Genomic DNA, 12,142 nt, shown 5'->3' on the forward strand with positions numbered 1-12,142 from the left:
TAGTATTAATGAATCACTAGTGATATTCACAAAGTCTTATGATCGAAACCCGACTGCTTCACCAGTTCATCGCCGTCGCAGAGGAATTGCACTTCAACCGCGCTGCGCAACGGCTTCACATGGCGCAGCCGCCGTTGAGCCAGGCGATTCGGCGGCTGGAACAGGAAATCGGCGCGCCGCTATTCGAGCGCACCAATCGCAGCGTGTCGCTTACGCCTGCTGGCGCGGCCTTTCTGGAGTCGGCCAGAAAAGTCTTGAGTCTGCTTGACGAGAGTGTTGAGCAGACCCGGCGTGTGGCACAAGGCATAGAAGGCCATCTCACCCTGACCTTCATCAACATCGCGCCCTACAGCGCATTGCTGCGTGCGCTGCGGCGCTTTCGCTCTGCATTTCCGGCAGTGTCCTTCACGATGCAGGAGGCCACGACGCAGGAACAGGTCGAAGCCTTGGAGCATGGCCGTGCAGACCTCGGCTTCATGAGGCGGCCAGGCAGAACGGCGCCGAGCTTGCGATTTGTGCCCATCCTGCGCGAGCCCATCGTAGTGGCTCTGCCCGCCACGCACCGCCTTGCAAGCAGCAAGACCGTCCCACTGGCCGCACTTCAGGATGACGCCTTCGTCTCGTCGCCCCGGCATTTGGGCCAGGGTTTTCATGACCAACTCGTCCAGCTTTGCGAGGCAGCGGGTTTTGTGCCGCGCATTGCCCAGCAGGCACGGCAACTACAGACGCTAGTAGCTCTGGTGGCTGGGGACTTCGGCGTTGCGCTGCTGCCAGCCTCACTGGCACAGGATGGCCGCAAGGACGTGGCGTTCCGGCCTGTTCAGGTCGATGCGCCAGACGCATTGCGGCATGTGGAATTACTGATGGCATGGCGCGAACACGCGCCCTGCGTAATCCAAGACAGGCTGATCGACGAGGTGCGCGACGCAATGGCATCAGCACCGGCAATTGAGACTATTTAAATATTATTTCTGTACAAATAATATATTTTACGGGCGAAGAGACGCGTTCCATCATCGTGGCATTTCGGTTCACGGAGATGCACGATGGAACAGAAAAACCATCAAACAGATGCGATTTTCAAGGGTAAGGTCGCTATCGTCACCGGCGCCGCTCAGGGGCTTGGACGGGCCTACGTGCAGGCGCTACTTGACCGTGGCGCGCGTGTCGTCGCCAGTGACCTGGGCACGGATCGGGCTGGCGAGGGAGGCAATGAGGGCTTGATTGCCGAGGCGGCGCACACCTTGCTGGCCGACGAAGGGCAATTGATCGCACACAGCGGGCGACTGGATCACGAGGCCGGCTGCAAGCAACTCGTGGAACTGGCCATCGCGCAGTTCGGCGCGCTGGACATTCTGATCCACAACGCTGGCTGGGTCGGCTATCAGCCGATTGCGGAGCAGGAAGAGGGTTTCCTTGAGCGCGCCATTGGCATCAACGTGCGTGCGCCAATCTGGTTGAGCAAGCACGCCTGGGCGCATCTCAAGCACTCTTCGTCGGCGCGTGTCGTACTGAATACATCCGACCGCGCCATGTACCAACGGTACGCACAGCCGGGCCTGGCGGCCTACGCCGCCGGCAAGATGGCCCAGGTGGGCATCATGAATGCCTTGAGCATGGAAGGCGAACCGCACGGCATCTTGGTCAATGCGGTCTCTCCTGTTGCCAAGACCCGCATGTGGGGGATCACGCAGCCACCCGAGAACCTCAAGCCGGAGTGGGTGGCGCCCGGCGTGCTGTATCTCGCCAGCCCGTTGTGCCAGGACACGGGCGTCATCCTGCGCGCCAGCAACGGCCAGTTCACTGCCACCCGCTTTTGCGAGAACCCGGGCGTGGTTTACCCCACGAACCTGGCGCGGGTCGAATGCGCCAGCTTGGAAGACATCGCCCAGAACTGGCATCGCATCAAGGAGTTCGGCGATGCGTGACGATCACGGCCTGCGCAAGATCGCCCATGTCCGCGCCGATCTTGGTGAAAGTCCAGTGTGGGATGCGCACAAGGGGCTTTTGTACTTCGTCGATATCTCCGGCGGCAAGATCAACGTGCTGCGCCCGCAAGGACAGGTGAAGACCGTCCATCAATCGGCGGCGCGCATCGGTGCCTTGGGGCTGACCGATAAAGGCAATCTGATCTTCACTGAAGACGCCAGCGTTGCCGTGTTTGATGTGAAGACTAGCAAGGTGTGCAGACACACCGCCGCCGTCCATGAGGGGGCGAGCTATCGCTTCAACGATGGTGCCTGCGATCCGCTGGGGCGCTTTGTCACCGGCCTCATGGACGAGGGGCCGAATCGCAAGGCCGGCGCACTTTACCGCTACGACAGCGCGCTGAATGCCCAGGTGATTCACCGGGGCGTGACGCTGCCCAACGGCCTGGCCTGGTCGGAAGATAGGCGCACGCTGTTCTTCGTCGACTCCATGGCACGCTCCATCTTTTTGGCGGCATATCCGGCCGATGGCGTACTTGGGGCTGTGACGCTGTTCGCTGAGACTCCGGCCGACCTGGGGCGTCCCGATGGCATCGCCTTGGATCGGGACGGAGGGTTGTGGGTCTGTCAGTTCAACGGCGGATGCCTGCTGCACTACGACCGCAACGGGCGTTTGAGCGGTCGCGTCGCCATGCCCGTACCCCGTCCCACCAGTTGCTGCTTCGGCGGGGACGATTTGGACACGTTGTTCATCACCACAGCACGCTTTGCCATGACGCCCGCGGAACTGGGCGTCTACCCGGACGCTGGGGATCTGTATGCCATTCGCCCCGAAGTCGCTGGTATTCCACGTCACTTGTTTAAAGAGTAATGCCGTGTCGCTAGATCAAGATCATGTCGAATTGGATTGAATGAGATTGGAGAACATATGTTCAAGAGACGATTTCTTTTTTTAATTATTGGATTGCTGGGGATGCAAATCATGACGCCCGCACGTGCTCAAGTTTTACAGGGGGAACAAAGTTCGCACTTTGTTTCAAGCAAGGAAATCTACCAGATGCGGATCTACGAGATTTTCGAGAGGAACAAGGATGCCTTTCACGCCAGGTTCCGCGACCACGCCGCGCGGATCATGAAACGGTATGGCTTCCATATCATTGCGATGTGGGAGGCCAAGTCCCAGGGACGCACCGAATTTGTATACGTCATCAGATGGCCGGATGAAGCAACCATGAAGCGGCAGTGGAGCCAGTTCATGGGTGACCCGGAATGGGATCGCATCAAGCAGCAAAGCGCGCAAGAGCACGGCGAAATGGTCGGTCGCATTGAGGAGCGGGTGATGCTGCTGACTTCGTATTCCAACCCAATCGAGTACGGGCGATAAACAATACGGCGCTCAAGAAATGGAATTGCGTCACTTGCGCTGCTTCCTTGCCGTAGCCGAAGAACTCCACTTCGCCCGCGCAGCCGAACGGCTACACATCGAACAGTCGCCGCTGTCTCGCGCCGTCAAGGAGCTTGAAGAAGAACTGGGCGTGGTGCTGTTCGCACGCACCACGCGCAGCACTCGGCTGACCCGTGCGGGCAAGCTGTTCTTTGAGCATGTGCCGCGCGTCTTCTCGGCCTTGCAGCAAGCCCGCGACAGCGTGAAGGCCGCCGCCAACGGCTTCCATAGCCAACTGCGCATTGCCCTGTCCGACGGCATTACGCCATCGCGCCTACCGGCCTTGCTGGCGCTCTGCCGGCAGGAGGAACCAGAAGTCGAAATCCGCTTCTTCGAGGTGCCGCTGTCGCAGCAGATCAAAGGGCTGCACGGCGACCTGTACGACTTGGGCTTTGCCCGCGCCGATGACGTTGGAGAAGGTATCGCGGCTTTGCCTGTCTGGAACGATCCGATCATGGTGGCTGTTCCGGCGCGACATCCCCTGTTGGCCCACAAGCGCATCCCACTGGAAGAACTGCTGCGCTATCCGCTGGTGCTGTGCGATCCGCAGGCGTGCGAAGGGCATGCGCGGCAAGTCGATCGCGTGCTGCGCCGCGTGGACATGGAGCCGCTGGTGGCCGAGCGAGTGGCGTCTTGCGATCTGATGATGGCGTTGGTGTCCGCAGGCATCGCTTTGGGCCTGACGGGCTGCGCGCACATTCTCGCCAGCCAGGAATCTGGCGTGGTTGCGCGACCGCTCGCGGGCCGCGCACCGTTGCTGACCACCTACCTGTTGCGCCCGGAAGGCGAACCTTCGGAAATGCTCGCCCGCTTCATCGACCGCGTGCAAGCCATCGAACCACCCAAAGGCAGCAGGCCCACGCCAGGGCTTGATGCCGACTCCCTGGAGGAACCCGAGTCATGAACAAGACCATTCCTTTCCTGCTGGTCACGGTACTGACCGCCTGCGGCCAATCGGAAACGCCCAAGCAGGCCGACGTGCCGACCGTTGAGGAACTGGCTGGCGATCGGGCACGGTTGAAAGAACTTCGCCAGCAGTGCAAGACCGATCGCGCCAGACTGGGCGACGTGTTGTGCAATCGAGCCGCTGAAGCCACACGCAGGCGGTTCTACGGCGATGGCAAGACCCCGTACACACCGCCGAAGGACCTGCCCAAGTTCTGATCGCGGTCGATTCAACAACATATTCCGTTTTCTCACCATACACGCCGCAATGCGCCTGCGCTTGCGGCGTTTTTCTTAGGCTCGACGCTGCGCTAATTCTTTCCTTTTTCTAGAGCTTTCTCCCGATAACGGTCTTTGACCGGCACCGACCCGGCACTGATCCTCGCGTCATGCGGCACGTCCTTGTGCCGCGTGTGAACGAGGAATCAGCGCAGGAAAAATCGGAGGCCAAGTCATGCAAGGGACGAACGTGCTGTTCGGTCAGATCGCCGTCGTGTTCGGCATCGTGATCGCTGGCGTGTGGGGAGCCACACAATGGACAGCAGCAGCCCTTGGCTATCAAGTACGCCTTGGCTCGCCCTGGTTCGACTTTCTTGGCACGTCGATCTACCACCCGTGGAAGCTGTTTGAGTGGTGGTTTTTCTTCGGGGCCTATGCGCCAGAGGTCTTCGACACCGGCGGTGCCATTGCTGGCACCAGCGGCATGGTCGCCGTGGTCGTTGCCATCGCCATGTCGGTCTGGCGCTCACGGCAGGCGCGCTTAGTCACGACCTACGGCTCGGCGCGATGGGCGAATGCGCAGGACATTCGCAAGGCTGGCCTCACACAGCCTGCCGGCGTGTTCCTCGGCCAGCACGATCACCAGTACCTGCGGCATGAAGGGCCGGAACACGTCCTGACGTTCGCGCCCACGCGCTCGGGCAAGGGCGTGGGCCTGGTTGTGCCGACCTTGTTGAGCTGGCCCGCGTCCGCTGTCATCCACGACATCAAGGGCGAGAACTGGCAGATCACCGCAGGCTGGCGTAGCCGTTTCAGCCACTGCCTGCTGTTCAACCCGACCGATCCAAAGTCGGCAGCCTACAACCCGCTGCTGGAGGTACGGCGCGGCGCGCATGAAGTGCGCGACGTGCAGAACATCGCGGACATCCTGGTCGATCCCGAAGGCGCGCTGGAGAAGCGCAACCATTGGGAGAAGACCAGTCATGCGCTGTTGGTCGGCGCCATTCTGCACGTCCTCTACGCGGGCGAGGACAAGACGCTGCGCGGCGTCGCCAACTTCCTGTCCGATCCAGCCAGCCCCTTCGAGCTGACCTTGCACCGCATGATGACCACGCCTCACCTGGGCGATGGGCCGCATCCGGTGGTGGCCTCTGCTGCGCGCGAAGTGCTCAACAAGTCGGACAACGAGCGTTCCGGCGTACTGTCCACGGCCATGTCGTTCCTCGGCCTGTACCGCGACCCCACGGTGGCCGAAGTCACGTCGCGCTGCGACTGGCGCATCGCCGACCTGATCGCCGCCGAGCATCCGGTGTCGCTGTATCTGGTGGTTCCGCCTTCGGACATTTCGCGGACGAAGCCGCTCATTCGCCTGATCCTCAACCAGATCGGGCGGCGCCTCACGGAATCGCTCGATGGCTCCGATGGCATCAAGCGCCGCCACAAGCTGCTGCTGATGCTCGACGAGTTCCCTGCGCTTGGCAGGCTCGATTTCTTCGAGACGGCCTTGGCCTTCATGGCCGGCTACGGCATCCGCAGCTTCCTCATTGCGCAGTCGCTCAACCAGATCGACAAAGCCTACGGCCAGAACCATTCCATCCTCGACAACTGCCACGTGCGCGTGACGTTCGCCACCAACGACGAACGCACCGCCAAGCGCATCTCCGAGGCGCTGGGCACGGCCACCGAGCTGCGCGCGCAGCGCAACTACGCGGGCCACCGGCTGGCGCCGTGGCTCGGGCATCTCATGGTGTCGCGCCAGGAAACGGCCCGACCGCTGCTCACGCCCGGCGAAGTGATGCAGCTACCGCCCGACGAGGCGGTGGTGATGGTGTCCAGCGTGGCGCCGATCAAAGCCAAGAAACTGCGCTACTACGCGGACAGCAATTTCAAGCGCCGCGTGCTGCCACCACCGCCGCTGTCAGACGGGCAATACGCCGACGCGCCGCCGACTCGCCCGGACGACTGGGGCGGCTTGGCGATTCCCGCCACGCCTACCGCGCCTGCAACCGATGCCGCCGAAGGCCTCGCAGCTTCGGCCGACGACGGTGGCCCACGCCGTCAGCCCGAACTCTCCGAAACCGTCACCTACGACCCCGAGCTGGCGGTGCCTGCGGCCGACCTGGCGCTGCTCGATGACGACGACGACCTGCCGCTTCCTCTCCCTCGCCAGCTTGATCCGGCCATGCAGCGCACGGCCCGGCTGGCTTCCCTCGACCCCAACGACAGAATCGAGCTATGAGCCATGAGCCAATACCGCCTCAACCTGTTCATCCAGCCGGAGCACGCCAAGCGCCTGGACGAACTTGCGGCCAAGAAAGGCGTGTCCAAGTCGTCCATCGTCGCGGCGGCGCTCGCATCGTGGCTGTCGCCTGATGCCGCCGATCAGCGCGAGGCGGCCATCGCCAAGCGGCTTGATCGCCTCTCGCGTCAGGCGGAGCGCATGGAGCGCGACCAGAACATCGCCATCGAAACGCTGGCGCTGTTCATCCGCTACTACCTGACCGTCAGCACGCCGGTTCCCGAGGCGCACCAAGACGCGGCACGCGCGCAGGGCAAAGCACGCTTCGAGCAGTTCACCGAGCAGCTTGGCCGCCACCTGCTGCGGGGCCGCAGCCTGGTGCGCGACGTGGTGGAGGAACTGCATCCCGACCCAATGCGGATGGAAGACGCGGCGGCAGCCGCACAAGTGCAGGAGCGTGCGTCATGAGCGCCGTTCCGCAGTCCATGAGCGCCACGTCGCTCGACCGCCGCATCCAGATGCTCCGCACGGCGATGGGGCCGCTGATCGCCGCCGCGCTCGAAGACCCGGACGTGGTGGAGGTGATGCTGAATCCTGATCGCACCCTTTGGGTGGATCGGCTTTCCAGTGGGCGCGCGCCGATGGGCGTGGAACTGCCCGAGGCGGACGGCGAGCGAATCATCCGCCTCGTGGCCGCCCACGTTGGCGCGGAAGTGCATCGCGGCCAGCCGCTGTTGTCCGCCGAGTTGCCCGAAACGGGCGAACGCTTCGAGGGCATCTTGCCGCCGGCAGCGCCGGGGCCGGCCTTCGCGCTGCGCAAGCGCGCCATCGGCGTGATTCCGCTGGAGCGGTACGTCGCGGACGCAATGATGACCAGCGCGCAGGCGGGCTTTCTCGTTCGCGCCGTGCGCGAGCGGCAGAACGTGCTGATCGCCGGCGCCACCAGCAGCGGCAAGACCACGCTCGCCAATGCGCTGCTGGCTGAGATCGCCGCCACGGGCGACCGCGTGCTGGTGCTCGAAGATACGGTGGAGCTGCAATGCGCGGCCCGCGACCACGTTCCCCTGCGCACCCGCGCAGGCGTGGTGTCGATGACCGAGCTGGTGCGCTCGTCCATGCGCCTGCGGCCTGATCGCGTCGTCGTTGGCGAAGTGCGCGGCGCCGAGGCGCTGGATCTCGTCAAGGTGTGGGGCACGGGCCACCCCGGCGGCATCGCCACGATCCATGCCGGCTCCGCCTTGGGTGCGCTGCTGCGACTGGAGCAACTGATTCTCGAAGTGGCGGTGAACCCGCCGCGTGCGCTGATCGCCGAGGCGGTCAACGTGGTCATCCACATCGCCGGACGCGGGCGCAAGCGCCGCATCGAGAGCATCGCCCGCGTCGTCGGCTTCGACGGCGTGGGCTACCAACTGGCGGACGCGATGGAAACACCGTTTCCCGAGCTGCCGCCACTTCCCAATGCCGCACCCGCTGCGGCGACTTCCCCATCCCCCGACTCACTTGGAGAACTGCCATGACGCAGATGACCATTCCTGCTTTCCGTTTTTCTGCTAATCCGGCTTTGCGTCTTGCGCGGCTGCGCTGCCTGGCCCGCCCTGCGGGGCAAGGGCTGCTGCTGGCCGCGCTGATGCTGTTCCTGGCCGGAACGGCGCAGGCCGCCGGTTCCTCGATGCCGTGGGAAGGCCCGCTGCAATCCATCCTCGAATCCATCCAGGGGCCGGTGGCGCGCATTGTCGCGGTCATCATCATCATCGCCACGGGCCTCGCGCTCGCCTTCGGCGACACGTCGGGCGGATTCCGCAAGCTGATCCAGATCGTGTTCGGTCTGTCCATCGCGTTTGCGGCTTCAAGCTTCTTCCTGTCGTTTTTCAGCTTCTCCGGCGGGGCCGTCGTATGAGTGCCCCGGACACCTTCGCCGCCGGCTTCGAGGTGCCGCTGCATCGCTCGCTGACCGAGCCGATTCTGCTGGGCGGTGCGCCGCGCACCGTGGCAATTGCCAACGGCACGCTGGCCGCCGCCGTCGGGCTGGGCCTTCAACTGTGGATTCCCGGTGTCGTGCTCTGGATCGTCGGCCATTCGCTGGCGGTGTGGGGAGCGCGCGTCGATCCGCAGTTCATGCAGGTCTTTGCTCGGCACATCAAGCATCGCCCGCTGCTGGACGTGTAAGGGGAGGACAACGCGATGCTGAACCTAGCCGAATACCGCCAGCGCCCGGCCTTGCTCGCCGACTGGCTGCCCTGGGCTGGGCTGGTCGCGCCGGGTGTCATCTTGAACAAGGACGGCAGTTTCCAGCGCACGGCACGGTTTCGTGGGCCTGACCTCGACAGCGCGACGCAAGGCGAACTGATTGCCACGTCGGCGCGCTTGAACAACGCGCTACGCCGCATGGGTTCGGGCTGGGCGCTGTTCATCGAGGCCGAGCGCCGCGCAGCCTCCGACTATCCGCACTCGGAGTTTCCCGAGCCGCTGTCGTGGCTGGTGGACGAGGAGCGCCGGGCCACCTTCGAGGAATCGGGCAACGACTTCGAGAGCGGCTACCACCTGACGTTGGTGTACCTGCCGCCCGAGGAATCGCGCGCCCGCGCGGCGGGGATGCTGTACGAGAACCGGCCCACCGATGGCTTGGACTGGCGCGAGCGGCTGCAAGCCTTCGTCGCGGAGACGGATCGCGTCTTTGACCTGCTCGATGGCGTGATGCCGGAAATCGCTTGGCTCGATGACGGCCAGACACTGACCTACCTGCACGCCACCATCTCGACGCGGCGCTATCGCGTCGGCGTGCCCGAAGTGCCGTTCCATATCGACGCGTTGCTGACCGACTCCGCGCTGGTCGGTGGCCTGGCTCCCATGCTGGGCGACCATCACCTGCGCGTGGTGTCGGTGCGGGGCTTCCCGACCTCGACCTGGCCGGGGATTCTGGACGACCTCAACCGCCTCGGCTTTGCCTACCGCTGGAGCACGCGCTTTCTTTGCCTCGACAAATCCGAGGCGGAACGGGAGTTGGGGCGCTTGCGCCGCCAGTGGTTCGCCAAGCGCAAGAACGTCATCGCGCTGCTGCGCGAAACGATCTTCCAGCAGGAAAGCCCGCTGGTCGATACCGACGCCAGCAACAAGGCGGCCGATGCCGACGCGGCCTTGCAGGAGTTGGGCAGCGACCAAGTTGCCTTCGGCTACCTGACGGCGACCGTCACCGTCATGGACGAGGACGCCGTCGTGGCGGACGAGAAGCTGCGCATGGTGGAGCGTGTCATCCAGGGACGCGGCTTCGTCACCATCCCCGAAACGCTCAACGCCGTGGATGCGTGGCTGTCCTCGATTCCCGGCAACGCCTACGCGAACGTGCGCCAGCCCATCGTCTCGACGCTGAACCTGGCTCACATGATGCCGGTGTCGGCGGTATGGGCCGGGCCGGAGAAGAACGAGCACCTGGACGGCCCGCCGCTGATCGTCACGCGCACCGATGGCGCCACGCCGTTCCGGCTGGTGACGCACATCGGCGACGTGGGCCACACGCTGGTCGCGGGGCCGACCGGCATGGGCAAGTCGGTTTTGCTCGCAACGCTGGCGATGCAGTTCCGCCGCTATCGCGGCTCGCGCATCTTTGCGTTCGACATGGGCCGCTCAATGCGCGCCACGGTTCTCGGACTGGGCGGCGAGCACTACGACCTTGGGACGGATGGCGAGATCGCCTTCCAGCCCTTGGCACGCATCGACCGCGAGGGCTACCGCACCTGGACGGCCGAATGGATCGAAGGCCGCTTGCTGCACGAAGGCGTGGCAATTGGCCCCGACGAGAAAGCGGCTATCTGGTCAGCACTCGGCAGCCTCGCCGGTGCGCCGTTGGAGCAGCGCACGATGACGGGGCTTTCCGTGCTGCTGCAATCGAACACGCTGCGGCAGGCGTTGTCGCCCTATGTGCTCGGCGGTGCCCACGGCAAGCTGCTGGACGCCGACCATGACCGGCTGGGCATGGCCGACGTGCAGTGCTTCGAGATGGAGGAGCTGATGCACAGCAAGGCCGCCGTCATGGCCGTGCTGCATTACCTCTTTGCGCGCTTCGATGAACGATTTGACGGCGCGCCCACGCTGCTGATCCTCGATGAAGCGTGGCTGTTCCTCGATGACCCGGTGTTTGCCGCGCGTATCCGGCAATGGCTCAAGACGCTCAGGAAAAAGAACGTCAGCGTCATCTTCTCCACGCAGAGCCTCGCCGACATCAAGGAATCGAGCATCGCGCCCGCGATCATCGAGAGCTGCGCGAGCCGCATTTTCCTCGCCAACCCGCAGGCGACCGAGCCGCAGATTCGCACGATCTACGAGGGCTTCGGCCTCAACAGGCGGCAGATCGAAATCGTCGCCACCGCGCAGCCCAAGCGCGACTACTACTACCAATCCCGTCTCGGCAACCGCCTGTTCGACCTCGACCTGGGGCCGGCGGCGCTGGCCTTCGCGGGCGCGTCCACGCCGCAAGACCAGCGCGACATAGGCCGCGTGCTGCTGGCCGCCGGCGTGCCCGGCTTCGCGGGCGCCTGGCTGCGCCATCGCGGCCTTGATTGGGCGGCCGACCTGCTGCCCTCGTTCCCCGGCCAGGCGCCGGGTTCCCTCCGTACTGACAACCCACAGGAGAACCTGTCATGAAGAAGCGTCTTATCGCCGCCGCCATCGCGGCCATGCTATGCACCGCCACCGCCCATGCGCAATGGGTCGTGATCGACCCCACGAACCTCGTGCAGAACACGCTGACCGCGATCCGCACGCTGGAACAAATCAACAACCAGATCCGGCAGCTTCAGAACGAAGCGCAGATGCTGATGAATCAGGCGCGCAACCTGGCCAGCTTGCCGTCCAGCGTGGTCGGCCAGCTACGCGCAAATCTGGCGACGACCGAACGGCTGATCGCTCAGGCCAGGGGCTTGGCCTACGATGTGACGAATCTGGATCGGGAGTTCGCGCGCCTGTATCCCGAGCAGTACGCCGCCACCGTCAGCGGCGACCAGATGTACCGCGATGCGCAGGAGCGTTGGAGGAACACGCTCAACGGCTTGCAGACCACCATGCAGATGCAGGCGCAGGTGTCGCAGAACCTGGGCGAAGACGAAAGCGTGCTGGCCGACCTCGTGGACAAGAGCCAGTCGGCCGAAGGCGCGCTGCAAGCGATGCAGGCCATGAACCAGTTGCTGGCCTTGCAAACCAAGCAGTCGATCCAGGCGCAGCGGCTCCAGATCACCCAGGACCGGGCGGCCTCGCTGGAACTGGCGCGGCAGACGGCAGCCACCGAGCGCGCCCGCGAAGTGCGGCGGCGCTTCCTGGGTGAAGGCACGCCGTACACGCCGCAGTCCGTGAACTTCTACGGCAACTGACGGGAGG

At 64.2% G+C, this 12,142-nt stretch carries 13 protein-coding genes; all 13 read left to right on the forward strand.

The features are described from left to right. Positions 1 to 38: 38 nt before the first annotated feature. The 13 genes from WG924_RS03775 to trbJ all read left to right on the forward strand — a co-directional run bounded on the left by WG924_RS03775 (position 39) and on the right by trbJ (position 12,135). Positions 39 to 962: a LysR substrate-binding domain-containing protein gene (locus WG924_RS03775; protein ID WP_345931662.1), complete on the forward strand. Its 924-nt coding sequence runs from the start codon at positions 39 to 41 to the stop codon at positions 960 to 962. 84 nt (positions 963 to 1,046) lie between these two features. Beyond that, positions 1,047 to 1,928 (forward strand): SDR family NAD(P)-dependent oxidoreductase, encoded by an 882-nt coding sequence (locus tag WG924_RS03780; RefSeq protein ID WP_372045121.1) that lies wholly within the window; start codon positions 1,047 to 1,049, stop codon positions 1,926 to 1,928. Next, a complete protein-coding gene (locus WG924_RS03785; protein WP_372045120.1) occupies positions 1,921 to 2,799 on the forward strand; it encodes an SMP-30/gluconolactonase/LRE family protein in 879 nt (292 codons plus the stop codon). Before WG924_RS03780 ends, WG924_RS03785 begins: the two co-directional genes overlap by 8 nt. A gap of 57 nt (positions 2,800 to 2,856) precedes the next feature. After that, positions 2,857 to 3,312 (forward strand): NIPSNAP family protein, encoded by a 456-nt coding sequence (locus WG924_RS03790; protein ID WP_345931663.1) that lies wholly within the window; start codon positions 2,857 to 2,859, stop codon positions 3,310 to 3,312. Between the two features lie 19 nt (positions 3,313 to 3,331). Further along, positions 3,332 to 4,276, forward strand: coding sequence for a LysR family transcriptional regulator (locus tag WG924_RS03795; RefSeq protein ID WP_345931664.1), 945 nt, complete (start codon positions 3,332 to 3,334; stop codon positions 4,274 to 4,276). Continuing rightward, positions 4,273 to 4,536: an EexN family lipoprotein gene (locus WG924_RS03800; protein ID WP_345931665.1), complete on the forward strand. Its 264-nt coding sequence runs from the start codon at positions 4,273 to 4,275 to the stop codon at positions 4,534 to 4,536. The genes WG924_RS03795 and WG924_RS03800 overlap by 4 nt, the downstream gene beginning before the upstream one ends. A gap of 235 nt (positions 4,537 to 4,771) precedes the next feature. Further along, positions 4,772 to 6,775, forward strand: a complete 2,004-nt coding sequence (locus WG924_RS03805; RefSeq protein ID WP_345931666.1) for a conjugal transfer protein TraG — start codon at positions 4,772 to 4,774, stop codon at positions 6,773 to 6,775. Between the two features lie 3 nt (positions 6,776 to 6,778). Continuing rightward, positions 6,779 to 7,243 (forward strand): CopG family transcriptional regulator, encoded by a 465-nt coding sequence (locus tag WG924_RS03810; protein ID WP_345931667.1) that lies wholly within the window; start codon positions 6,779 to 6,781, stop codon positions 7,241 to 7,243. Then, on the forward strand, positions 7,240 to 8,292 hold the full coding sequence (gene trbB, locus WG924_RS03815) for a P-type conjugative transfer ATPase TrbB (RefSeq protein WP_345931668.1): 1,053 nt from the start codon (positions 7,240 to 7,242) through the stop codon (positions 8,290 to 8,292). The genes WG924_RS03810 and trbB overlap by 4 nt, the downstream gene beginning before the upstream one ends. Then, positions 8,289 to 8,672 (forward strand): TrbC/VirB2 family type IV secretion system protein, encoded by a 384-nt coding sequence (locus tag WG924_RS03820; RefSeq protein WP_062800351.1) that lies wholly within the window; start codon positions 8,289 to 8,291, stop codon positions 8,670 to 8,672. Before trbB ends, WG924_RS03820 begins: the two co-directional genes overlap by 4 nt. Then, a complete protein-coding gene (locus tag WG924_RS03825) occupies positions 8,669 to 8,941 on the forward strand; it encodes a VirB3 family type IV secretion system protein (RefSeq protein WP_003291752.1) in 273 nt (90 codons plus the stop codon). The genes WG924_RS03820 and WG924_RS03825 overlap by 4 nt, the downstream gene beginning before the upstream one ends. Before the next feature lie 15 nt (positions 8,942 to 8,956). Beyond that, positions 8,957 to 11,413 (forward strand): conjugal transfer protein TrbE, encoded by a 2,457-nt coding sequence (gene trbE, locus WG924_RS03830; protein WP_345931669.1) that lies wholly within the window; start codon positions 8,957 to 8,959, stop codon positions 11,411 to 11,413. Beyond that, entirely contained in the window at positions 11,410 to 12,135 is a 726-nt protein-coding gene (trbJ, locus tag WG924_RS03835; RefSeq protein ID WP_345931670.1) for a P-type conjugative transfer protein TrbJ, read from the forward strand. Before trbE ends, trbJ begins: the two co-directional genes overlap by 4 nt. Positions 12,136 to 12,142 lie beyond the last annotated feature (7 nt).

Origin of the sequence: Tistrella arctica (assembly GCF_039630945.1) — a bacterium.
Taxonomy (GTDB): Bacteria; Pseudomonadota; Alphaproteobacteria; order Tistrellales; family Tistrellaceae; genus Tistrella; species Tistrella bauzanensis.